The sequence below is a fragment of the Streptomyces sp. NPDC088785 genome, assembly GCF_044750685.1.
In the GTDB taxonomy this organism is placed as follows: Bacteria; Actinomycetota; Actinomycetes; order Streptomycetales; family Streptomycetaceae; genus Streptomyces.
In genome coordinates, this window is sequence record NZ_JBIVKH010000004.1 from 640,256 (window position 1) to 661,841 (window position 21,586).

Genomic DNA, 21,586 nt, shown 5'->3' on the forward strand with positions numbered 1-21,586 from the left:
ACGGGCCCCGTTCCCCTCCCGGTCATGGTGGCCGTCCTCCTGGCCGCCCTGGCCGCGGCCGGTTTCGCGAGCGTCGCGATCGGCAGCAAGACGCTGCCGTTCGGCGCGGTCCTCGACGCCCTGACCGGGGACGGGCACGGCTACGCGGCCACCGTCGTGGAGAGCCGCTATCCCCGGACGGTCCTCGGGATCCTCGTGGGCTGCGGCCTCGCGGTGTCGGGCACCCTGCTCCAGGCCGTGACCCGCAATCCGCTGGCCGAGCCCGGCCTCCTCGGCATCAACACCGGCGCCGCGGCGGGCGTCGTCGCCGCCACCGGCTACTTCGGCGCGAGCGGACAGCTCCAGATCCTGCTGTGGTCGCTGCCGGGCGCCCTGCTCGCCGGGGTGTTCGTCTACCTCGCGGGGATCGTCGGCGGCCGGGTCAGCCCCGTGCGGCTCGTCCTCGGCGGAGCCGTGCTGACCGCCGTGCTCAGCGCGTTCATCCAGGCGGTCACCCTCAGCAAGCCGGCCACCTTCGACAACTACCGCTACTGGGTCGTCGGCGCCCTGACCGGCCGCACCTGGACCGCCGTATGGACCGTCGTCCCGCTGGTCGCCGTCGGGCTCGTCGTCGCCGCCGTCCTCGCCCGCGGCCTGAACGTCGTCGCCCTCGGCGAGGACACCGCCGCCGCGCTCGGCGCCCGGCCGACACGGGTGAAGGCGATCGGCCTGCTCACCGCCACCCTGCTGGCCGCGGCGGCGACCGCCGCGGCCGGGCCGATCGCCTTCGTGGGCCTGGCCGTTCCGCACCTCACCCGCGCCCTGGTCGGCGTCGACATGCGCCGCCAGCTCCTGTGCGGCGCCCTCATCGGCCCCGCCCTGCTGCTGTTCGCGGACGTCGCGGGCCGGGTCGTGGTCCGGCCGCAGGAACTCATGGTCGGCGTCGTGACCGCCTTCGCCGGAGCCCCGGCCCTGCTCGTCGCCGTCCGCCGAATGAGGTCCGCATCGTGACCACCCACCTCTCCGCACGACCCGGCACCGGCCCCCGCCGGTACCGGGTGAAGGTCGGCCCCGCCGTCCACATCCGCGTACAGGCACGCACCCTGTGGACCGGACTCGCCCTCCTCGTGCTGGTCGCGGCGGCCTGCTTCGCCTCCCTGACCGTCGGCCGGCTCGGCATCCCGCCGGCCGGCCTCCCCGCCGCCCTGAGCGGACACGGCGCGAGCATCGACGCCTTCGTGCTGGAACGGCTGCGGGGACCGAGGCTCGTCGTCGCCCTCGCCGCGGGCGCCTGCTTCGGGCTCTCCGGCGCGCTGTTCCAGTCGGTCACCCGCAACCCGCTGGGCAGCCCCGACATCATCGGCATCGCGCCCGGCGCGGGCGCGGGCGCCGCACTGGTCGCCCTGCTCCTGCCGTCGTTCCCCATCGCCCTCGGGGCGGCGGGCGGCGCCGTCCTCGCCATGGCCGTCGTCTACGTGTCCACCGGCACCGGATTCCGCAACCCCACCCGGCTCGTCGTCGCCGGCGTCGCGGTCACCGCCATGGCCACCGCCTTCATCCAGTACATCGTGTACGCGATCGAACGCGACCAGGCCACCGTCCTCAGCTCCTACCTCAACGGCAGCCTCACCGCCCGCTCCTGGGGCGACGCCGCCACCGCCGGCACCGTCCTGCTGGTGTGCGTGCCGCTCGCCCTCGCGCTGTCCCGCCCGCTGACGGCCAGCGAGCTTGGCCAGGACACGGCGGCCTCCCTCGGCGCCGACCCGCGCCGCACCTTCACCTGGAGCGTCGTCGTCGCCGTCGTCCTGTCCGCCGGGGCGGTCGCCGCGGCGGGCCCCATCTCCTTCATCGCCCTCACGGCCCCCCAGATCGCCCGGCGCGTCACCCGGGGCACCGGCCCCCATCTCGCCCTGTCGGCCCTCACCGGCGCGCTGCTGCTGGTGACGGCCGACATCGCGGCCCAGAACGCGCCGGTCTTCGAGAAGTTGCCGGTGGGCGTGTGGACCATGGCCCTGGGCGGCCTGTATCTGGGCCACCTGCTGTTCCGGGAATGGCGCAAGGGACTGCTGTGACCGACAGGGCCCGCTGACCGGGAGACCGGCGGCGCGGCCCTCGTCCGCGCGACGTCGTTCCGCCCTCGCGGGCATCCGGCCCGTTTGTCGGCGAGGGCCAAGGGCAACCGGGTCGTAGTGCTTGGGACCACAGGCGCGTCTGCGGGAGAAATCTGCCCAGTCACGCGGTCTCGGCCGCTCTCGCAGTTGCCTTGCCACCGCGGACCTGCGAGAGGAACGCTTCCTGATGCCTGCCCACACCCACCACGACGCCCCCGACACCCGCGCGACCTTCGAGCGGCTGGCGGCCACCGCGGTCGGCCCCGAGCACGACCTGCTGTGCGAGGAACTGGTGGAGGCATGGCTGCCGATGGCCCACCGCCTCGCGCTCAAGTTCCGCGACCGGGGGGAGAACATCGACGACCTGAAGCAGGTCGCGGCGATGGGCCTGGTGAAGGCGATCGAGCGCTACGACGTCGCCCGCGGCGCCTTCGAGGCGTACGCGGTCCCCACGATCACCGGCGAACTGCGCCGGCACTTCCGGGACCACGGCTGGGACGTGCGCGTGCCGCGCCGGGTGCAGGACCTGCGCAACAAGGTCCGCTCCGCGCGCCGCGACGTGCTCAACGAGCCCGGCCAGGACACCGAGCCCGGCATCGAGCAGATAGCGGTGCGCGCCGGACTGACCCTGGACGAGGTGCGCGACGGCATGGAGGCGCTGGAGAGCTACCGGGCCCTGTCCCTGGACGCCGAGACCGGCGGTTCCGACGACGGATTCAGCATCGCCGACACCCTGGGGGCGGCCGAGCCCGGCTACGACCTGATCACCGACCGCGAAGCCGTCAAGCGGGGCCTGCGGCTGCTGCCCGAGCGCGAGCGGACCATCCTCTACCTGCGCTACTTCGAGGACCGCACCCAGGCCAGCATCGCCGAGGAGATCGGCTGCTCCCAGATGCACGTCTCCCGCCTGATCAGCCGCAGTTGCGCGAAGGTGCGGGACGTCGCCGTGGGCGGTCCCGCGTACCGCGACGCCGCCTGAGCACGGGACGGCCCGCGCGCGGGGCAGAACCGCCGGGAACCGGTGGAAGGCCGGGAGACGACGTGTGCCGGACCGAATCGGGGTCACTCGAAGATCATGACGCGATATGCCCTGGTGGGCCTCCTCACGGCCGCCGCGCTCGGCGCCGCGCTGTCGGCCCTCCTGGTCTCCCCCTGGTGGTGGCTGCCGGCGGCCGCCGTGGCGGCGGTGGCCCTGACCGGGCTGTACGACCTCGTCCAGCGCCGCCACTCCGTCCTGCGGAACTACCCCGTCCTCGGACATCTGCGCTTCCTGATGGAGTCGCTGCGCCCCGAACTCCAGCAGTACTTCGTCGAGCGGAACTACGACGGACGGCCCTTCGACCGGGACACCCGCAGCATCGTCTACGAGCGGGCCAAGGGCGTCGACGCCGAGGAACCGTTCGGCAGCGAACGCGACATGAGCGCGCGCGGCTACGAGTTCCTCGTCCCGTCGATGGCCCCGGCCGACGTCCCCGAGGAGCCGCCCCGGGTCCGCGTCGGCGGCCCCGACTGCACCGCGCCGTACGACATGGCCCTGCTCAACGTGTCCGCGATGAGCTTCGGCTCGCTGTCGGCCAACGCCGTGCTCGCCCTGAACACCGGCGCCGCCCGCGGCGGATTCGCCCAGGACACCGGCGAGGGCGGCCTGTCGGAGTACCACCTGCGGCCCGGCGGCGACCTGGTCTGGGAGATCGGCACCGGCTACTTCGGCTGCCGCACCCGCGACGGCGACTTCGACGAGCGGCAGTTCGCGGAGAAGGCCGCCCACCCGTCCGTGCGCTGCGTGTCGCTCAAGCTGTCGCAGGGCGCCAAGCCCGGCATCGGCGGGGTCCTGCCCGGCAGCAAGGTGAACGCCGAGATCGCCGGGGTGCGCGGGGTGCCCCGGGGCGAGACGGTCGTCTCCCCGCCCTACCACCGGGTCTTCTCCACCCCGCGCGAACTCGTCCGCTTCCTCGCGCGGCTGCGGGAGCTGGCCCACGGCAAACCGGTGGGCTTCAAGCTGTGCCCCGGCTCACGGGCCCAGTTCCTCGCCGTCTGCAAGGCCATGACCGCGGAGGGGATCACCCCCGACTTCATCGTGGTGGACGGCGCGGAGGGCGGCACCGGCGCCGCCCCGCTGGAATTCGCCGACCACCTCGGAATGCCGCTCACCGAGGGCCTCTTCACCGTGCACAGCGCCCTGACCGGCAGTGGGCTGCGCGACCGGATCCGGCTCGGCGCCAGCGGCAAGGTCGCGACCGGCTCCGACATCGTCAAGCGGCTCGCCCTCGGCGCCGACTACACCAACGCGGCCCGCGCGATGATGTTCGCCGTCGGCTGCATCCAGGCCCAGCGCTGCCACACCAACCGCTGCCCGACCGGCGTCACCACCCAGGACCCGCGCCGGGCCCGCGCCCTCGACGTCGTCGACAAGGCCGCCCGGGTCACCCGCTACCAGCGGGCCACGCTGCACAGCGCCCTCCAGATCATGGCCGCCATGGGCGTACGCGACGCGTCCGAGCTGGGCCCGCACCTGCTCCAGCGCCGCGAGGACCACGGCGGCTTCCGCTCCTACGCCGAGCTCTACCCCTGGCTGTCGCCCGGCGAACTGCTCGCCGCACCCCCGCGGAGCTGGGCGGCCGACTGGCAGGCGGCCGACCCGGACACCTTCACGCCCGCGAGCGCTCCGCGCACCCCCCTGTACGAGAGGAACCACTAGATGTCCCGCACTGTCGCCCGAGTCGTGATCGACGCGTTCGAGGAACTCGGGGTACGCCATGTCTTCGGCGTCGTCGGAGACGCGCTCAACCCCTTCACCGACGCCATCCGCGAGAGCGCGTCCGTCAGCTGGGTCGGCTGCCGCCACGAGGAGGCCGCCGCGTTCGCCGCGGGCGCCCAGTCCCAGCTCACCGACACCATCGGCGTCTGCATGGGCACCGTCGGCCCCGGCTCCGTCCACCTGCTCAACGGCCTGTACGACGCCGCCAAGAGCGGCACCCCGGTGCTCGCCATCGCCGGCCAGGTGCCGCTCGCCGAGGTGGGCACCGACTACTTCCAGGAGGTCGACAACGACCTGCTCTTCCGTGACGTCGCCGTCTTCCGTGCGACCGTCACCTCCCCGGAACAGCTGCCCGGGCTGCTGGAGATCGCCGTGCGCACCGCGATCGGCCGGCGCGGTGTCGCCGTGCTCACCGTCCCCGGGGACGTCGGCGACAAGGAGCTTCCGGAGGACCGGCCGACCCGGCTGTCCGTCGTCGGCTCCGCCAACCGGCCCGACGACCCGATCCTGGACGAAGCGGCCGCCACCCTCGCCGACGGCGGCGACGTCACGATGCTCGTCGGCCGCGGCGCCCGGGAGTCCCGCGAGGACGTGCTCGCCCTCGCCGAGCGCCTCGCTGCCCCCATGGTGCTCACCCTCAAGGCCAAGGAGGGCTTCGAGGGCGACAACCCCTACCAGGTCGGCCAGACGGGCCTGATCGGCAACCCGGCCGCCGCGCACGCCATGGACCAGGCGGACACGCTCCTGCTGCTCGGCACGGACTTCCCCTACCGGGACTGGTACCCGCAGGGCAAGAAGGTCGTCCAGGTCGACCGGGTGGCCGAGCACATCGGCCGCCGGGTGCCGGTCGACGTGGCCCTCGCCGCCGACGTCGGGCCCACCGTCCGCGGGCTGCTCGACCGCCTGGAGCGGCGCACCGAGCGCAAGCACCTGGAGGGCGCGCGCGAGAAGTTCACCAAGTGGCAGGAGGGGCAGCGCCGGCTCGCCGAACCCGGGCACGACCACGGCCTGGTCGGCAAGGTGCGCTCGGCCTTCGACAACCGCGACCACCTGGTCCGTCCCGAGGCGCTCGCCGCCGCCGTGGACGCCCTGGCGGCCGACGACGCGATCTTCACCTCGGACACCGGCATGGCCACCGTGTGGCTGTCGCGGTTCGTCGAGATGCGCGGGTCCCGCCGCCTGCTCGGCTCCTACAACCTGGGCTCGATGGCCAACGCGATGCCGCAGGCGATCGGCGCGCAGCTCCTCAACCCGGACCGGCAGGTCGTCGCCTTCTGCGGCGACGGCGGTCTCGGGATGCTCCTCGGCGACCTCATGACCGTCCGCAGCCGCCGACTGCCGCTGAAACTGGTCGTCTTCGACAACCAGCGCCTCGGCATGGTCAAGCTGGAGCAGGAACAGGCCGGCCTGCCGGAGTTCGGCACGGAGCTGGACAACCCGGACTTCGCCGCGGTCGCCGAGGCGCTCGGCATCACCGGCATCCGCGTGACCCGGCCCGAGGACCTCGCCGAGGCGGTCGGCCGGGCGTTCGCCACGCCGGGCCCGGTCCTCCTGGACGTCCTGACCAACCCCGAGGAGATCGCCGTGCCGGCCAAGCCGACCGTCCAGCAGGGCTGGGGCTTCGCCATCGCCAAGATCCGGGAGAACCTCGCGAGCTCCGGCGGGAACTGACACCCCCGCCCCGCGGTACGGCGGGAGGGGACACGTCCGGCAGGCCCGTTCGTGTCCCCTCCCGCCGACCCGCTACGGTCCTGGACATGCCAGCTCACGATCAGCGCCACCCCGCGCCCACCCCGACAGCGATAGCCGCGGCCATGACCGCCCTCGGCGTCTACGCCCACGCCCCCACCCCCGAGGAGCTGGCGGCGCAGGCCGACACGGTCGGCGGCGAGCACGTCCTCGCCGCCGTCCTCGCCAACGCCCTCTACGGCGCCTCCATCGGCACCGGGATGGTGACCGAGGGCAACATGCTCGAAGCCGGCGCGGGCACCGAGGAGATGGCGCTCGCCCGCGAGCAGGTGTTCAAGGCGTCGGGCGCCGACTGGACCGGGGTGATGGGCCTGCTGCACTGGCAGACGGGCCACGTCTGGAACGTCCTGAACCATGTGAACGAGGAGGAGACCGGGCCGCTCGGCACGGCCGGGGCCCGGGTCTCCCAGGCGCTGCTGACCCTGCTGTCCTGCCTGTCGGTCACCGGCGCCGACGACCCGCGCGCCGCGGACGTCCCCGCCGAACTCGACACCGTGCGCGCGGATCTGACGGCCGCGGTGGCGGCGCTGGACGCCCTGCCGACGACCCCTGCGGCGATGTTCCCCGGCGGCGCACCGGCCGCGTGAGACCGCCCGACCGGCCCGCTCCGGCCCGCCCGGGCGCGAGCGGCGCGGCGGGCCCGTACGGCGGTCAGGACGGAGGGGTCATGGCCCAGCGGATCGCCCGGGTCATGCCCTTGCCGCCGAGCCGGACGGCGGTCTCCTCCACCACCGGCACGTACGGCAGCAGCAGCGGTCGCCGCGCCCAACCGGGCAGCAGCCCCGCCGCGTTGGCGGCGAGCACGGCGTACGCGGGCCGGGCCGGCCACGGCAGCGGCGGTGTGACCAGCAGGAAGCGGGCCGCCTCCCGGGCCGCCGGGGTGGCCCGCAGCTCGGGGCGGTAGGCGGCCACCCGGCGGCGCAGCGCGGACAGGTCGGTGGGCGGGTCGTCGGCGCCGAGGGCGCGGGCGACCCGGGCGGACTCCGCGACGTACCGGTCGCACCCCTCCTCGTCCAACGGGTGCGCGCCGAACCTTTGGTGGGCGCCGAGGAAGCAGTACGCCTCCGCGGTGTGCACCCAGGTGAGCAGATGCGGGTCGTCGGCGCGGTAGGGGCGGCCGTCCGCCGCGGTGCCGCGGATCCGGCCGTGCACGGCGCGCACCCGGTCCACGGCGTCCTGGGCGTGCTCCTCGACACCGAAGGTGGTGACGGCGAGGAACGTACTGGTGCGCTGGAGACGGCCCCAGGGATCGCCCTTGTAGCCGGAGTGCGCGTCGACGGCGGCCATCGCGAGCGGATGCAGCGACTGGAGCAGCAGGGCGGCGATGCCCCCGATGAACATGGACGCGTCGCCGTGCACCGTCCGCACGGGGGAGTCGGGGGCGAACCAGCGCGGGCCGGGGGTGTCGTGGATCCGCGCCCGGTTGGCGGGGCCGTCCGGCCCGGCCACGCGGGAGAAGAGGGCGGATCCGAGTCGCGTGCGCACCGTGTCCACGAACATGGGCCCAGTATCGCGCGGGTCGACGCCCGGCGTGACGGGGCGTGGTGCGGGGTACCGGATCCGGTACGGACTCCCCGGAGGTGCTGATGAGCATGTCGCCGCGCACGGAACGCCGTACCGGACGTCGTTCCGCACGCGGTATCGCCGTCAAGGTCCTGGTCTTCCTCCTGGTGTGGGCGTTCCTGTGCGCCCTGATGTGGCTGCGCACCGGCGGGCCGAGCCCGGGCATCGTGCTCCTCTCCTTCGTGCTCGCCCTGCTCGTCTTCACCTCGAACCTGCGGGAGCTGCGGCAGGAGCGGACCCGGCGGACGTCCCTGGAGGCGGGGGAGCACGAGCTGAGCAGGTACGCCGTGCACGGCGCGGCCGAGGGGCGCTCGCGCCTGTTCCGCACGGCCCGGCTGCTGCGCACGACCGACCGCGCCGTGGAGATGTGGCGCGGCCCCGACCGGCAGTGGCGCCACCCGTGGCGGGACCTCACCTTCACGGACGGGCGCGACGGACACGGGGAGATCCTGTCCGTGGAGGCGGCCGGGGGGTCCCCGGAGAGCCTGCGGCTGGGGCCCGGGGCGACCGTGTACGAGATCCTCGCCGCCGCCCGCCACCAGGGCGCGCGCGTGAGGGAGCGGGCCGGGGACGGCACGCGTGGGCTGCGCGGCGACGGGCGGCCCGAATCGTAGGCTCTCCGTGACAGGCGCCCTCACGGGGCGCCGGCCGCGCCGCGAGTCCGGAGGTACCCGCATGAACCGTTCCCCGGACGCTCACGACGACGAGCAGGACGATCAAGACGGCCTGGACGGTCAGCAGGCCCTGTTCGGCTGGGACGCCACCCCGTCGCCGGGGCCCGCCCCGGGCGGATTCCGCGACAGCGCCCGGGCGCGGCGACTGCTCGACATCCGGTCGGTTTTCGCCGAACCGGAGGCGCTCGCCTCTCCGCGCGGGCAGCAGATCATGGCCCGGCTGCCCGACGCCCGCGTGACTGAGGTGGCGAGCCACTGGGGCATCCCCGAGCTGCACGGCAACGAGGGCAACATCGGCCGCTGGACCCGGATCAAGACCGAGACCCTGGTCCTCGGCGTCCGGCGCCACCCGGTCACCCGCCCCAACGGGCGCTCCGCGGACTGGATCGCCCCCGGGGTCTCGAACGGCTGCGCCATGGCCTGCGCCTACTGCTACGTGCCCCGCCGCAAGGGGTACGCCAACCCGATCACGCTCTTCACCAACATCGAGGCGATCCTGGCCCACGTCCGGCGGCACGTCCGGGCCCAGGGGCCGAAGGGCGAGCCGAACCAGTGCGACCCGCACGCCTGGGTCTACGACATCGGGGAGAACGGCGACTGCTCGGCGGACGCGCTGCTGTGCGACAACACCGCCGACTACATCGCCGCCTTCCGGCGCCTGCCCACCGCCAAGGCGTCGTTCGCCACGAAGTTCGTCAACCCCGACCTCCTGGACCTCGATCCCCAGGGGCGCACCCGCATCCGCTTCTCGCTCATGCCCGCTGCCGACGCGCGCCTGCTGGACCTCCGCACCAGCCCGGTCGCCGAGCGGATCGCCGCCGCCGCGGACTTCCTCGACGCGGGCTACGAGGTCCACTTCAACCTGTCACCCGTCGTCCTGCGTCCCGGCTGGCAGCGCGACTGGGCCGACCTGCTCGGCCACCTCGACGACGTGCTGCCCGCGCGCGTGAAGGAACAGGCCGCCGCCGAGATCATCATGCTCACCCACAACCAGCAGCTCCATGAGGTGAACCTCGGCTGGCATCCCCGGGCGGAGGAACTGCTGTGGCAGCCGGAGGCGCAGGAGCCGAAGCGCTCCGAGAACGGCGCCCTCAACATCCGCTACCAGGTCCAGGTCAAACAGCGCTCCCTCACCCGCCTCAGGGACCTCGTCACCACGCACACGCCGTGGCTGCGCATCCGCTACGCCTTCTGAGAGCTCGTCACGCGAGCTGAGCGATGCTGGGCGAGGGGGCTGTCTCTCAGAGGTGGTGCTGGAGCCAGACCACCAGAAGGCTCACCGCCGCGGAACCGGCGCTGTAGGCGGCGCCGCGCACCATCTCGTCGACGAGCGACCGTCCGTTCTTCAGCCGCCATCCGCGAAGGCGGCACACTACGCGGGCCAGTCGTCCCGAAAGGGACGGTCGGGTGTTGCTAAGCTGTTGCAAAACGGCATCTCCGTCGGGTCGCAATTCCGGATGGTGGGGGCCGCGCGGGGAGTTCGCATCGGCAGGTTCCTAGGCCTGACGCCGAGGGAACTCCCTTTTGCGTTGGCGAGATCTTACGAGGCCTTACACGCGGAATTGATCGCGTGGCGCCGCGCCACGCGCACAAATCTTTACGCATTCATTCCGTGACGCTCCGTGATCACGGGTGCGTGCGGCGGGCGCCGGGCCTTTCGCTTTCCACCAGCCTTCGACCAGCCATTCCCGTTCGCTTTGTTCTCTTTGCAGAACGCGGGGAGTCGCGGAACGTGGCGGGTCTTTCGCCCTTCGAGGCAAATTGCCCGTGCCGTGAATTCCCGGTTCACCCGAAGAGCCGTCGCGCCTCCGCGAGATCCGTCCGGGACGCGTCGAGTGCCGCCTCCCGATAGCCGAACGCGTCGTCGCCGATCGGGATGCGGAGCGGAAGGGGGCCCTCGCCGGCCACGACGGCGAGCACCTGGGCGGCGAAGTCGTCGGGGTCGCCGACCTCCGGGGCGTCCGCGAGGGCCCGGAAGGCCGCGAGCATGGGCCCGTTGGCCTCGGCGTAGGCCGCGACGTGCTCGCGGGTCTCCGTCATGGCGGTGCCGTAGCGCGTGGCGAACATGCCGGGTTCCAGGACGGTGACCCGGATGCCGTGGGGCGCGGTCTCCGCCGCGAGCGTCTGGCTCATGGCCTCCAGCGCCTGCTTCCCGGCGGCGTAGCCGGCCGCGCCGGGCAGGGTGAGGTGACCGGCCACCGAGGACACGTTGACGATGTGTCCCGCGCCCTGCGCCCGCATCAGCGGCAGGATCAGCCGGGTCAGCCGCCATGGACCGACGAGCAGGACTTCCAGCAGGTCGCGCAGCTCGGTGTCGGACGTCTCCTCGACCGCGCCGAAGAGGCCGCCACCCGCGTTGTTGACCAGCACGTCGATGCCGCCGAGCCGTTCGGCCGCGTACCGGACGGCCGCCGCGCAGGAGTCGGCGTCGCGCAGCTCCAGCGCGACCGGCGTGACGCGACCGGGCCAGGCGGCGGCCAGGTCCTCCAGGTCGGCGGTCCTGCGCGCGGTGACCACGAGGTCGTCGCCCGCCGCGGCGGCCGCGCCCGCCAGCGCCCGGCCGAGGCCGGAGGAGCATCCCGTGATGAGCCAGCGTCGTCCCATGTGTTCCCCCGGCTGTCTGCTCGTGGCGGGGGCTGGACCGCCGTCCCGCGTGGACGCCACCGACAGGGCGGCACCTCATCGTGGGGGAGGCGTGCGGTGTTCGTCAGCCCGGCTGCGGAAGCGTCGGCGGGCGCGCGGGCGCACCGGCTGGGCGCACGGCTCCGGCGCCGCACGCCCGCGGCGCTCCTGGTGGCCTCCTGCGTGCGCGTGGGTGCGGCGCTCGGGCCGGTGCGCGACGGCCCCTCGGCCGTACTCCCGCAGCGGCGCGCCGCCGCTCGTGCGCGGGGTTCCGGTTCCTTGTCGCCGCCGGCTCGCGGTCGTCGTCGCCGACGTACCGGCCACGAGGTGTCCTGCCCCCCCCACGCGGGCCGACACGGCGCCGGACCGGCTCCGCCGCGACGACGAGCGCCACGGCTTCGTCCTGGACGGGGTCGGCCCGGACTGGCGCCGCGGCGGGTGCGGGTCAGTGCCGGGCGCGCCGGGCCAGCAGCACCGAGTCCTCGGCCTCCACCGGGCCGCTGTCCCGCTGGAGCGTGCGGGTGCGCTGCTCGACCACGACGGGCTCGAAGTCGTCCGGCAGGGCGGGCAGCAGCTCCGCGGCCAGGAACATCGCCTTGCGGTGGCTCTCGGAGAGCGTCGTGAACTCGTGGGACGGCGCGTGGCCGACGACCAGCAGCAGTCCGCCCGGGGCGACGGCCCCGGCGAGCGAGCGGGTCACCTCGACCATGCCCCCGTCGGGGGCGTGCAGGTAGTGGCTGGTGACCAGGTCGTACGCGCGCTCGCCCGCGTCGAAGGCCCGGGCGTCCACCTGCCACCAGTCGACGCGCTCGGCCAGGCCCGCCTGCTCGACGTGCCGGGCGGCGCGCGCGAGCCCCTCGGCGGAGAAGTCGGCGCCGGTCACCCGCCAGCCCTGCCCGGCCAGCCAGACGACGTCGCCGCCCTCCCCGCACCCGACGTCGAGCGCCGTGCCCGGGGTGAGCCCGTCGGCGGCGGCGACGAGCTGCGGATTGGGCTCGCCGCTCCAGAAGCGCTCCTGGCCCGCGTACCGCTCGTCCCAGCCGGCGGGTTCGAACATCGCGGCGGCGGCCTCCTCGTCCTGCCGGGCGTGCGCGCCGTTCCCGCCGTGCTCGTGGTGTCCGGACACCGGATGCCTCCTGTAGCTCGTGCTGCCGTACCGAATCGCGCGCCCCGGCCTTCCGTGCGCGGGGCGGCCCTGTCGATCCTGCGCGGGGCGGCGCCGCCGCGCACCTAAAGTTGCCGGTCCGGCAACTTGGCCGGACCGTGCGCCTCAGGCGCCGGAACGGTCTGCGCCGCCGCCCGCGTCCGCGAGACGGGTGAGCCATTCGCGCAGCAGCCGCAGCTCGGCGTCGCTCAGCACCCCGGCGTCGTCGGGAAGGGCGGCGCGCAGTGCGCGGGCCGCCGCGCCGGGACCGGACTCCGTGGCGGGGACGGTCGGTTCGGCGCGGGTGACGGCGGTGATCATGGCCTCGCGGAGCGCGGTCAGCAGCGCCGGATCGCGGCGCTCCGGCGGCGTGGAGTGCCAGGTGATGACCGCGCCCTGGCCGGTCGCCCGGATGATCTGGGCGGCCAGCTCCTCGTCGCCCCGCAGCCATCCGCCGGCCGCCAGCCTGCGCACCCGGCCGTGCAGGATCTCCAGGCCCGCGCGGTGGGCCAGGTCCGCGCCGCGGCCGGTCGCCCTGTTCATCACCGCGAACAGCTCGGGGCGGGAGATCCCGAACTCCACCACCATGTCCCAGCCGCGCCGCAGGTCCTCCACCGCGTCCTGCGGGGCGGGGTCGAGCTGCGCGCGCTTGCTCTCCAGGAACTGTGCGTACCCGTGCTCCGCGACCGCCTCGATGAGGCCTTCCTTGTCGCCGAAGAGGCGGTAGATCGCGGGCGGCTGCATGCCGGCCGCGGCGGCGACCGCGCGGGTGCTGACCGCGTCGGGGCCGCCGCTCTCCAGCAGCTCGACGGCCGCATCGACGATGCGGCGACGCGGACTGTCCGGGCTGGCGGGGGACTCACGGGTGACCATGTACCGATGATACCGGTGATTTGATTCCATCGATATTTCAGCGTTACCGTGAAGGTGATTCCACTGGAAACAGTTTGGGGAAACCTCATGATCATCGTCACCGGAGCCACCGGAAGGCTCGGCCGCCTCACCGTCGAGCGCCTGCTGGAGCGCGTCCCCGCGACCCGCGTCGGCGTCAGCGTCCGCGACCCCCGCGGGGCCCAGGACCTCGCCGACCGGGGCGTCCGGGTCCGGCAGGGCAGTTTCGACGACCCCGCCTCGCTCGACCACGCCTTCGAGGGAGCCGACCAGCTCCTCCTCGTCTCCCTCGACCGCACGGGCGAGGAGTGCGTCACCGGGCATCGCACCGCCATCGACGCCGCCGTGCGCGCGGGCGTCGGCCGCATCCTCTACACGAGCCAGATGGGCGCCGCCCACGACTCCCGCTTCCAGGCGTGCCGCGACCACGCCGTGACGGAGGACCTGCTCCGCGCCACGGGCCTGCCCTGGACCGCGTTGCGCAACGGGTTCTACGCGGCCAGCGCCGTGCAGTTCCTGGAGCCCGCCCGCCACACCGGCGACATCGCCCTCCCCGCCGACGGGCCCGTCGCCTGGACCGGCCACGACGACCTCGCCGACGCCATCGCGGCGGTCCTCACCGGCGCGGGCGGCTTCGAGGGGCCGACCCCGCCGCTCACCGGCGGCGCGGCGCTCGACTTCGACACCGTCGCCCGGACCGCGTCCCGGATCACCGGCCGCCCCTTCACCCGTACCGTCGTTCCCGACGGCACCTTCCGCGAGCAGGTCCTCGCGCACGGCGCCCCGGCCCCCGTCGCCGACCTGTTGACGAGCGTCTTCGCCGCGGCCCGGCACGGCGAGTTCACCGCCGTCGATCCCACGCTCGCCAAACTGATCGGCCGCGAACCCGCCACCTTCGAGGCCCTGTTGGAGCGCGCCTGGGCAGAATAGGACCGTGAGCCGCCCGGAAGGATCCGTCCCCCGCGACCCGCCGACGGCGGCGCCGGTGCCACCGTGCGGCCTGGAGTCGCTGTGGGCGGTGCGGCACGGGCAGTCCACCGCCAACGTGGCGTTCGCCGCCGCGGCGGCCGCCGGGTCCACCGCACCGCTGGCCGGACGCGACCGGGACGTCGCCCTGTCCCCGCTGGGCGTGCGCCAGGCCGAGGCCCTGGGCCGCAGGCTGGCGGCCCTGGACGCCGAGGGCGGGCCCGATCTGGTGGTGTGCTCGCCCTACCTGAGGGCCCGCCGGACCTGGCAGGTGATGCGCAGGACCGCCGCCGCCCAGGGCGGGCCGCGACCTCCCGCGTCCTCGGCGTGTCCCACACCTCGCGTGCCTCCCGCACGGCGGACGGTGGTCGACGAGCGGCTCCGCGACCGGGAGATGGGCGTCTTCGAACTGCACCCGCCGAGCGTCGTACGGGCCCGCAGCCCGGAGGAGGCCGCCCGGCGGGCCCTGTCGGGGGAGTGGCACTACCGGCCGCCCGGGGGCGAGGCCCTCACCGATGTGGCGCTGCGCGTCGGGCAGTTCCTCAGCGACCTGTGCCGGGCCGCGCCCGGCCGCCGCGTCCTCCTGGTCGCGCACGACAGCGTCCTGGTCGCCCTGCGCCACGTCCTGGCCGGGACCGGCGCGGTCCCGTCCGAGGAACTCCCGCCGGTACCCAACGCCTCGCTGTCCCACTGGGAATCCGACGGCCGCGCCCTGCGCCTGCGCACCTGGGGCGACACCGCGCACCTGCCCCCGCCCGGTCCGGCCGACTGAATCGGGCGGGGGCGCGTGCGCGCCGGAGGGGCGGTCACGGCCGGTCTAGACGGGCGCGTCCTGGCAGGCCGTGCGGTTGATCCCCCGGAACCGCACGCAGATCTTCCGGCCCCGGTAATCGGCGCCGGACCAGGTGAAACTGACGGTCTTTCCGACCCGGGTGGCGCGGGCCACGCTGGTGATCCGCCTGCCGTCCGAGGCGAGCCACGTCGTGCGGGACCTCACGGACCCCGGAGGGTTGGACCAGAAGCCCACCACGCGGGTCCGCAGGGCGTCGCCGGTCATGCGGATGCAGATCTGGGGCCCCGACCAGTGGTGCGTGCAGGAGCTCCTGTCGACGCGGGCCGGAGCCGCTTCGGTGGCGGCGGCGGGGCCGCCCTGCGCGAGGGCCGCGACGACGGCGAGCGCGAGAGCGGAGGCGGTGACGGCACCGCGGATCATCTTCATGACGGGACAACCGCCGCCCACCCGCGTCAGGTCACGCCGCCTCACCCCGGTGGCGGACGCCGGCCGCCGCCGTACACTGCCTCGTCCTGCCCGACGCACGCGTCCGACGCGCCGAGTCGACGCACGACGCTCCATCGACGCCGTTCGACCGACGAAGGACAGGGATGAGGACACGGACCAGGACGAGGACGAGAGCGGTCGCCCGGCCGGCCCCCGGTACGTCGAGCGGCGCGGCGCGCCTCGTCACGGACGTCCTCCAGCCGCGCAACGTGCTCGTGGCCGGGATGCTCGGGATCGGGGCCGTCGCGGGCGGACCCGTCGGCCTGGCCTGGGGACTTCTGGGCGCGCTGTGCGCAGGGCTGGTGCCCGCCGCGTACATCGAGTACGAGCGCGGACGGGGGACCTGGGGCGACCGCCACGTCGTGGACCGGACGAAGCGGGCGCCCATCTTCCTCGTCATCCTGGCGTCCGTCGGGACCGGCGCGCTCCTGATGACCTGGGGGCGGGCTCCGGCGGACGTCATCAGGGCGATGGTCGCGCTGTGGCTGATGACCGTCGTCCTGCTGGGCGTGAACACCGTCTGGAAGGTGTCCGTCGACTCGGCGGTCGCGTCGGCCGTGGTCGCGCTGCTCGCCGTCGTGCACAGCCCGTGGTGGCTGGCGGGGTACGCGGGGACCGCGCTGGTGTGCTGGACCCGGGTGGCCCTGCGCTACCACACGGTGCCGCAGACCCTGGTGGGCGCGGCCCTGGGGGCGCTGACCACGCTCCTGTGGCTCGGGACCTGAGCCCCCCTCGCCGCGACGACGGGCGGGCGGGGGCCCGGGGACCGACGGTCCCCGGGCCCCCGCCCGGATCGAAGGGGTTCAGCAGGCGCCGAGGTCCTGCCAGACACCCCACTCGCCGGTGGTGCCGGGCTCCTCGCCCGTCGTCCACCACTTGGCCTTCCAGGTGTGGCCCTTGTACGACACCTGCTGGCCGCCCGTGTAGATCGACCCGGAGGCCCAGGGTGCCGCCGTGCACTGGTTGCCGCTGCCGCCGGTGACGGTCAGCGAGTACGTCGCCGAGTGCGCGGCGCCCGGGCTCGCGCCGCTGACCACGATGCTGTAGGTGCCGTTGACGGCCGCCGAGGTCGTGGCGACGGTGAGCGTCGAGGTCCCGCCGGCCGTCACCGAGGCGGGGCTGAGGGTGGCGGTGACGCCCGCGGGTGCTCCGCTGACGGTGAGGCTGACGGTCTGGGCGCTGCCCGAGGTGACCGCGGTCCGTACCGTCGCGCTCGTGGAGGCCCCGGCCTTGACCGACCCCGACGCCGGGGACGCCGTCAGCGAGAAGTCGTTGGCCGGCGCGGTGGTGCCGCTGGTGAAGGGCGCGAAGACGTGGGTGAAGTCCCAGGTGTTCTGGGCGATGCCGGAGCAGCTGTCCCCGGCGGCGCCGCCGGGGCAGCTGCCGTTGTCGCGCTGGAGCGCCCAGAAGGAGATCATGTTGATCCCCTTGCCGACGGCCCAGTCGTACACGTCCTTGGCGTTGGCGAGGGTGAACGTCTCGGCCGGCCCGAAGTCGTCGACGCCGGGCATCTCCGTGACGCCGATCATGCCCCAGAGCTGGGCCGGGGTCTTGGCGGGGTAGAGCGCGGCGAGCTGGTTGTACAGGCCCTGGGCGGCGGTCTTGGTGTCCTGGGCCATGTTGTGCGTGGCGTTGTCGTAGTAGTCGAACGTCATGAGGTTGGCGACGTCGACGCGCGCGCCGTTGGCCACCGCGTTCTTGAGCACGGCGAGACCGCTGGCCGCGAGGCCGTTGGTCGTCGTCGGCAGGGTGTACGAGATCTCCAGCTTGCGGCCGCTGGCGGCGGCCCAGTCCTGGACCTTCTTGATCGCCTTGTTCCGCCGGTCGATACCGGCGGTGTTGTCCAGCGAGTCGACCTCGATGTCCATGTCGAGCCGCGGGATGTCGTAGGTCGTGACGACCTTCTCGTAGACGGCGGCGATCTGGTCGACGTCCGTACAGCTGTCGGCGATCTCGGTCCCGGTGGTGTCCGCCGTGTACCCGCCGAACGAGGGGATGACGTCACCGCCGCGCCCCTGGATCGTCTTGATGTCGGCGCCGAAGGAGGCCTGGGCGACGGGCAGCGAGGTGTCGCCGTTCCAGTAGACGGTGCAGGAGCCCTTGGCCGCCGTCTGGAGGAACGCCATCGTCAGGTGCTTGGCGCCGGACTGGGCGCTGAGGGCGGCGGGGCTCTCACCCGTCCAGGACTCGAAGTACGGGGCGAAGACGTGGGCGGGGAGCGGGGTCGCGGCCTGGGCGGGGGAGCCCGCGAGCGCGGTGAGGCCCAGAGCGGTCACCGCGGTCGCCACCGCGGTGACGGTGGCGCGAAGGGGGCGCAGATGTCTCATGGCCATCCAGAGGTGAAGTGGCGTCAACTCAGTCGTGACGCACGGAAGATGCTTACGGAATAGCCCTGTGGACGGAGACGTGTCAATGGTCTGCACCAAGTAAGGACTAGACCAATCTGGTGGCCTTTTCCCGCCCCGGCCGATCGCCTCTCGCGCGGCGCGTCGCGGGACCGCTGGTCAGACGGGTGCCCCGGACCGCGGCCCGGTCCGGCCCGGCGCGGGAGGCGCGTCGAACCATCCGGAGCCGCGCCGGGGCGGTGCCGGGGTCGCTCGCCGGGTGGAGCGGCGGGCGCGTCGTGGGACGGGAGCGGTCCGGCCGCCTCGGGGAGCCGGGCGGCCGGACCGGTGTGGGGGGTGGCGGGTGATCAGGGCGCAGCGCTCACCGCCGTGCCCCGGTCCTCGGCGCGGCGGTCGGGCTGCGGCCCGGCTGCCAGGCGGGTGTGCCGGCCGGGTCGGCGGCCCTCTTGCCGGTCAGGGACGTGGCGGTCGCCGGGAGCGTCCAGTTCTGGGCGCCCGTGCCGTTGCAGGCGTAGAGCTGGAGCGCGGTGCCGCCCGCGGCCGAGCTGTTGGGGTCGTCCAGGCAGAGGTTGGACTGCGGGTTGACCAGCGAGTTGTTCGCGCCGGCCCGCCACTGCTGGCTTCCGGTGCCGTTGCAGGTCCACAGCCGGACCTTGGTGCCGTTGGCGGTGCCGCCGTTGTCCACGTCCAGGCACTTGCCGAGCGAGCGCAGCGAGCCGTCCGCGGCGACCGTCCAGTCCTGGGCATAGGTGGCGTTGCAGGCCCACAGCTGGGTGGCGGTGCCGTCCGCCGTGCCCGAGTTCGCGACGTCGACGCACAGCTTGCCGCCTCCGGAGGCGGGGACGCCGGACACGATCGGCCCCACCCGCGGGATCGACGGCGCCGACGTGCCGCCTCCGTACGACGGCGGCGCCGCCGAACTCGCGGCGGCCCAGCTCGTGTTGGCGCTCGTTCCGAGGGTGAAGTCCAGGGTTCCGCCCGCGGTGAGGGCGGAGGTGGGCGCGTAGGCGTTGTTCCACGCCGAGCCGTTCCAGGCCGCCGACTGCACGTAGGGGGCGTTGTCGGCGGCGCCGTTGCCGTTGACGGTCAGCTTCTTGCCGGAGGGCAGCGTGATCACGGCCTGCGGGAAGAGCGGCGAGCCCAGGGCCAGGTCGGCGGTGCCCGGCGTCTGCGGGTACATGCCGAGCGCGGAGAAGACGTACCAGGCGCTCATGGCCCCCAGGTCGTCGTTGCCGTCGGCCAGCCCGCCGGGGGTCGCGGACCAGATCTGCTGCTGGACGGCGCGGACGGTGCCCTGTGTCTTCCACGGCTGACCGGTGTAGTCGTACTCCCAAGGCAGCTCGATACTGGGCTCGTTGCCGACCCAGGCGTAGCCGTTGGCGCCGGTGAAGCTGCGCAGGACGGTGTCCAGATAGTGGTTCATCGCGGTGTTGCCGCCCTTGGCGCGAGCCAGGTCCCGCACGTTGAACGGCACCATGCCGGTGTAGATCCAGGAGTCCGCCTCGACCATGTCCGTGCCGCTGGTCGGGTCGAAGCCGCCCGTCCAGGCGCCGTTGGCGTTGCGCGGCTCGACGAAGCCGGAGGCCGGGTTGAGGACGTTGCGCCAGTTCTGGGCGCGCTTCGCGTACGTGGACTGGCTCGCGCTGTCACCGAGCGCGCCCGCGAACGCCGACAGGGCGAAGTCCGCGGTGTTGTACTCCAGCGTCGTGGCGACCGGCCCGTAGAAGTTGCAGCAGCCGTAACTGCCGTTGTGCGGCAGGTAGCCGGGGGAGTCGAGGTAGTTCAGGCCGGGGCGGTCGTTGTTCGCCCTGGACGCCTGGGCGACCAGTCCGCGCAGCGTCTCGGCGGTGTCGAACTGCCGGGCGCCGAAGGCGTGGTAGTCGGCGATGATCGCGGCGGCGGGGTCGCCGACCATCACGTAGGACTCGCCGTTGTTCTCCGACCACTTGGGGAAGACGCCGGTCTGCCGGTAGTCGTCGAGCATCGACTGCGCGGTGTCGGAGGCGGCCTGCGGATCGACCAGGGCCTCCAACTGCGCCTGGGAGCGGTAGATGTCCCAGCCGGAGTAGTTGCCGTAGGCGGCCTGGTGGCCGGCGTCCACGGTGTGGGCCCTGCCGTCGAAGCCCGGGTACTGCCCGTCGGTGTCGCTGATCACGTTCGGATGCAGCAGCGAGTGGTAGAGCGCGGTGTAGAACTGCTGCTGCTGGGCGGCCGTGCCGCCGCCGATCTGCACCCGTCCCAGCTCGCTGTTCCAGGCGTTCCGGGCCGCGTCGCGGGTGGCGTCGAAGTCCCAACCGGAGTTCTCCGCCGCACGGTTGGCTCTCGCGCCGGCGACGGACACGTAGGAGACGCCCACCTTCGCCTGCACCACGGGATGCTTGGTGGCGTCGAAGGTGACGTAGCCGTTGTTCGCGGCGGCCTGGGGGCCGGCCGTGCTCTTCGCGGGGGCGCCGTGCAGGACGGGGTGGTTCGCCCTCTCCGCGGCGTTCTTGTTGGCGCCCCTGCCGGCCGTGCCGCGCAGCGTCGCCGTGGCGGCCGGGGTGCCGCTGGTGGTGAACGGCTGGTCGAAGACCATGTCGAAGTAGACGGTGTAACTGTTGCCCGCGCCGCAGAAGCGGCCGCTGGTCACCTGCCCGCTGACCTCGGTGTCGGAGACCTTGGTGAACTGCGTGTCGCTCGCGCCGTTCTGGCTGCCGGTGAGCTTGAAGACCAGATTGGCCTGGGTGCTGGACGGGAACGAGAAGCGTGCCATGCCGCTGCGCTTCGTCGCCGTCAGCTCGGTGGTGACCTTGTTGTCCAGGGCCACCTTGTACATGCCCGCCGACGCCGACTCGTTGGCGTGGCTGAAGCCGACGCTCGCCTTCGTGTCGACGGCGCCCACGGTGGGCAGCACCGGCACGTCCCCCGCCGCTCCGCAGCCGGGCCCCGCGATGTGCGTCAGGCTGAAGCCGGTGATCGACTTGTCGTTGTACTCGTACCCGCCGCCGGGCGGCCGCGAGGGGGTGTCGGGACTCCACTGCACCATGCCGAACGGTGCGTCGGCGCCGGGGAAGTCGTTCGCCTGGTTCGAGGTGCCGATGAACGGGTTGACCAGGGTGGCCGGGGCGGTGACCAGGGCCGCCGGGCGCGGTGCCGCGACGGCGGGACCGGCCAGTTGGGCCACCGCCAGCGCGCCGGCGGCCAGTACGCCGGCGCCGAGCGCGGCGGATGACCGTAAGGGACGTCTCATGTCCTTCGTGCCTCCTCGTGTGCGTGGACCGGTGGGCCGGTGCGGCCGCGCCGGACAGCGGAAGGGCTCGTGCGGGCACTTCTGACAACGTTGTCATGCCGTGGAGAGGTGGGTCCGATCCCCTTGCGGGGTGGTGCCTGGTGGTGCCTGCTGGTGCCTGGTGGTGAGGCGGGAGTGCGGAGGGTGCGGAGGTGCCGGGGGGCATGTTCGAGGGGGAACGTAGCCATGGGGCGCGGACGCGTCAACGCTGCGCGCAGAGAATGCCGGGAACGGGGG

19 protein-coding genes are annotated in these 21,586 nt (G+C 73.7%); 11 read left to right on the forward strand and 8 right to left on the reverse strand.

Going from position 1 to position 21,586, the window contains the following annotated elements:
* Positions 1–24 precede the first annotated feature (24 nt).
* The 6 genes from ACIP5K_RS16895 (at position 25) to ACIP5K_RS16920 (ending at position 7,184) form a co-directional block, all read left to right on the forward strand.
* A complete protein-coding gene (locus ACIP5K_RS16895; protein ID WP_401410234.1) occupies positions 25–990 on the forward strand; it encodes a FecCD family ABC transporter permease in 966 nt (321 codons plus the stop codon).
* The gene (locus ACIP5K_RS16900) at positions 984–2,051 is read left to right on the forward strand and encodes a FecCD family ABC transporter permease (protein WP_401410236.1); all 1,068 of its coding nucleotides are present in this window, start codon (positions 984–986) and stop codon (positions 2,049–2,051) included. Before ACIP5K_RS16895 ends, ACIP5K_RS16900 begins: the two co-directional genes overlap by 7 nt.
* 226 nt (positions 2,052–2,277) lie before the next feature.
* Positions 2,278–3,069, forward strand: a complete 792-nt coding sequence (locus tag ACIP5K_RS16905; RefSeq protein ID WP_401410107.1) for a SigB/SigF/SigG family RNA polymerase sigma factor — start codon at positions 2,278–2,280, stop codon at positions 3,067–3,069.
* 96 nt (positions 3,070–3,165) lie between these two features.
* On the forward strand, positions 3,166–4,788 hold the full coding sequence (locus ACIP5K_RS16910) for an FMN-binding glutamate synthase family protein (RefSeq protein ID WP_401410109.1): 1,623 nt from the start codon (positions 3,166–3,168) through the stop codon (positions 4,786–4,788).
* Positions 4,789–6,519: a thiamine pyrophosphate-dependent enzyme gene (locus tag ACIP5K_RS16915; protein ID WP_401410110.1), complete on the forward strand. Its 1,731-nt coding sequence runs from the start codon at positions 4,789–4,791 to the stop codon at positions 6,517–6,519.
* A gap of 86 nt (positions 6,520–6,605) precedes the next feature.
* A complete protein-coding gene (locus ACIP5K_RS16920; RefSeq protein WP_401410112.1) occupies positions 6,606–7,184 on the forward strand; it encodes a DUF6245 family protein in 579 nt (192 codons plus the stop codon).
* 64 nt (positions 7,185–7,248) lie between these two features.
* Here the strand turns inward: ACIP5K_RS16920 and ACIP5K_RS16925 are convergent, their stop codons facing one another.
* The gene (locus tag ACIP5K_RS16925; RefSeq protein WP_401410114.1) at positions 7,249–8,097 is read right to left on the reverse strand and encodes an oxygenase MpaB family protein; all 849 of its coding nucleotides are present in this window, start codon (positions 8,095–8,097) and stop codon (positions 7,249–7,251) included.
* Between the two features lie 86 nt (positions 8,098–8,183).
* Between ACIP5K_RS16925 and ACIP5K_RS16930 the strand changes: the two genes are divergently transcribed.
* Entirely contained in the window at positions 8,184–8,774 is a 591-nt protein-coding gene (locus tag ACIP5K_RS16930) for a hypothetical protein (RefSeq protein WP_401410116.1), read from the forward strand.
* 61 nt (positions 8,775–8,835) lie between these two features.
* Positions 8,836–10,029 (forward strand): spore photoproduct lyase family protein, encoded by a 1,194-nt coding sequence (locus ACIP5K_RS16935; protein WP_401410118.1) that lies wholly within the window; start codon positions 8,836–8,838, stop codon positions 10,027–10,029.
* Positions 10,030–10,075: 46 nt separating this feature from the next.
* Here the strand turns inward: ACIP5K_RS16935 and ACIP5K_RS16940 are convergent, their stop codons facing one another.
* The 4 genes from ACIP5K_RS16940 to ACIP5K_RS16955 all read right to left on the reverse strand — a co-directional run bounded on the left by ACIP5K_RS16940 (position 10,076) and on the right by ACIP5K_RS16955 (position 13,473).
* Positions 10,076–10,207, reverse strand: a complete 132-nt coding sequence (locus tag ACIP5K_RS16940) for a hypothetical protein (RefSeq protein WP_401410120.1) — start codon at positions 10,205–10,207, stop codon at positions 10,076–10,078.
* Positions 10,208–10,619: 412 nt separating this feature from the next.
* On the reverse strand, positions 10,620–11,438 hold the full coding sequence (locus ACIP5K_RS16945) for an SDR family NAD(P)-dependent oxidoreductase (RefSeq protein WP_401410122.1): 819 nt from the start codon (positions 11,436–11,438) through the stop codon (positions 10,620–10,622).
* Positions 11,439–11,901: 463 nt separating this feature from the next.
* Complete coding sequence (locus tag ACIP5K_RS16950) at positions 11,902–12,582, reverse strand: class I SAM-dependent methyltransferase (protein ID WP_401410123.1); 681 nt, start codon at positions 12,580–12,582, stop codon at positions 11,902–11,904.
* Positions 12,583–12,726: 144 nt separating this feature from the next.
* Positions 12,727–13,473, reverse strand: a complete 747-nt coding sequence (locus ACIP5K_RS16955; RefSeq protein WP_401410125.1) for a TetR/AcrR family transcriptional regulator — start codon at positions 13,471–13,473, stop codon at positions 12,727–12,729.
* 87 nt (positions 13,474–13,560) lie between these two features.
* On the opposite strand from ACIP5K_RS16955, the gene ACIP5K_RS16960 reads away from it, so the two are divergent.
* Both ACIP5K_RS16960 and ACIP5K_RS16965 read left to right on the forward strand, forming a co-directional pair.
* The gene (locus tag ACIP5K_RS16960; protein ID WP_401410126.1) at positions 13,561–14,421 is read left to right on the forward strand and encodes an SDR family oxidoreductase; all 861 of its coding nucleotides are present in this window, start codon (positions 13,561–13,563) and stop codon (positions 14,419–14,421) included.
* 4 nt (positions 14,422–14,425) lie between these two features.
* Entirely contained in the window at positions 14,426–15,229 is an 804-nt protein-coding gene (locus ACIP5K_RS16965) for a histidine phosphatase family protein (RefSeq protein WP_401410128.1), read from the forward strand.
* Positions 15,230–15,274: 45 nt separating this feature from the next.
* Here the strand turns inward: ACIP5K_RS16965 and ACIP5K_RS16970 are convergent, their stop codons facing one another.
* Positions 15,275–15,676, reverse strand: coding sequence for a hypothetical protein (locus ACIP5K_RS16970; RefSeq protein WP_401410130.1), 402 nt, complete (start codon positions 15,674–15,676; stop codon positions 15,275–15,277).
* Between the two features lie 164 nt (positions 15,677–15,840).
* On the opposite strand from ACIP5K_RS16970, the gene ACIP5K_RS16975 reads away from it, so the two are divergent.
* The gene (locus ACIP5K_RS16975; RefSeq protein WP_401410132.1) at positions 15,841–16,461 is read left to right on the forward strand and encodes a hypothetical protein; all 621 of its coding nucleotides are present in this window, start codon (positions 15,841–15,843) and stop codon (positions 16,459–16,461) included.
* Between the two features lie 78 nt (positions 16,462–16,539).
* On the opposite strand, the gene ACIP5K_RS16980 is transcribed toward ACIP5K_RS16975, so the two are convergent.
* Both ACIP5K_RS16980 and ACIP5K_RS16985 read right to left on the reverse strand, forming a co-directional pair.
* Entirely contained in the window at positions 16,540–18,063 is a 1,524-nt protein-coding gene (locus tag ACIP5K_RS16980; protein WP_401410133.1) for a glycosyl hydrolase family 18 protein, read from the reverse strand.
* Between the two features lie 379 nt (positions 18,064–18,442).
* On the reverse strand, positions 18,443–21,310 hold the full coding sequence (locus tag ACIP5K_RS16985) for a lectin (RefSeq protein ID WP_401410134.1): 2,868 nt from the start codon (positions 21,308–21,310) through the stop codon (positions 18,443–18,445).
* Between the last annotated feature and the right edge of the window lie 276 nt (positions 21,311–21,586).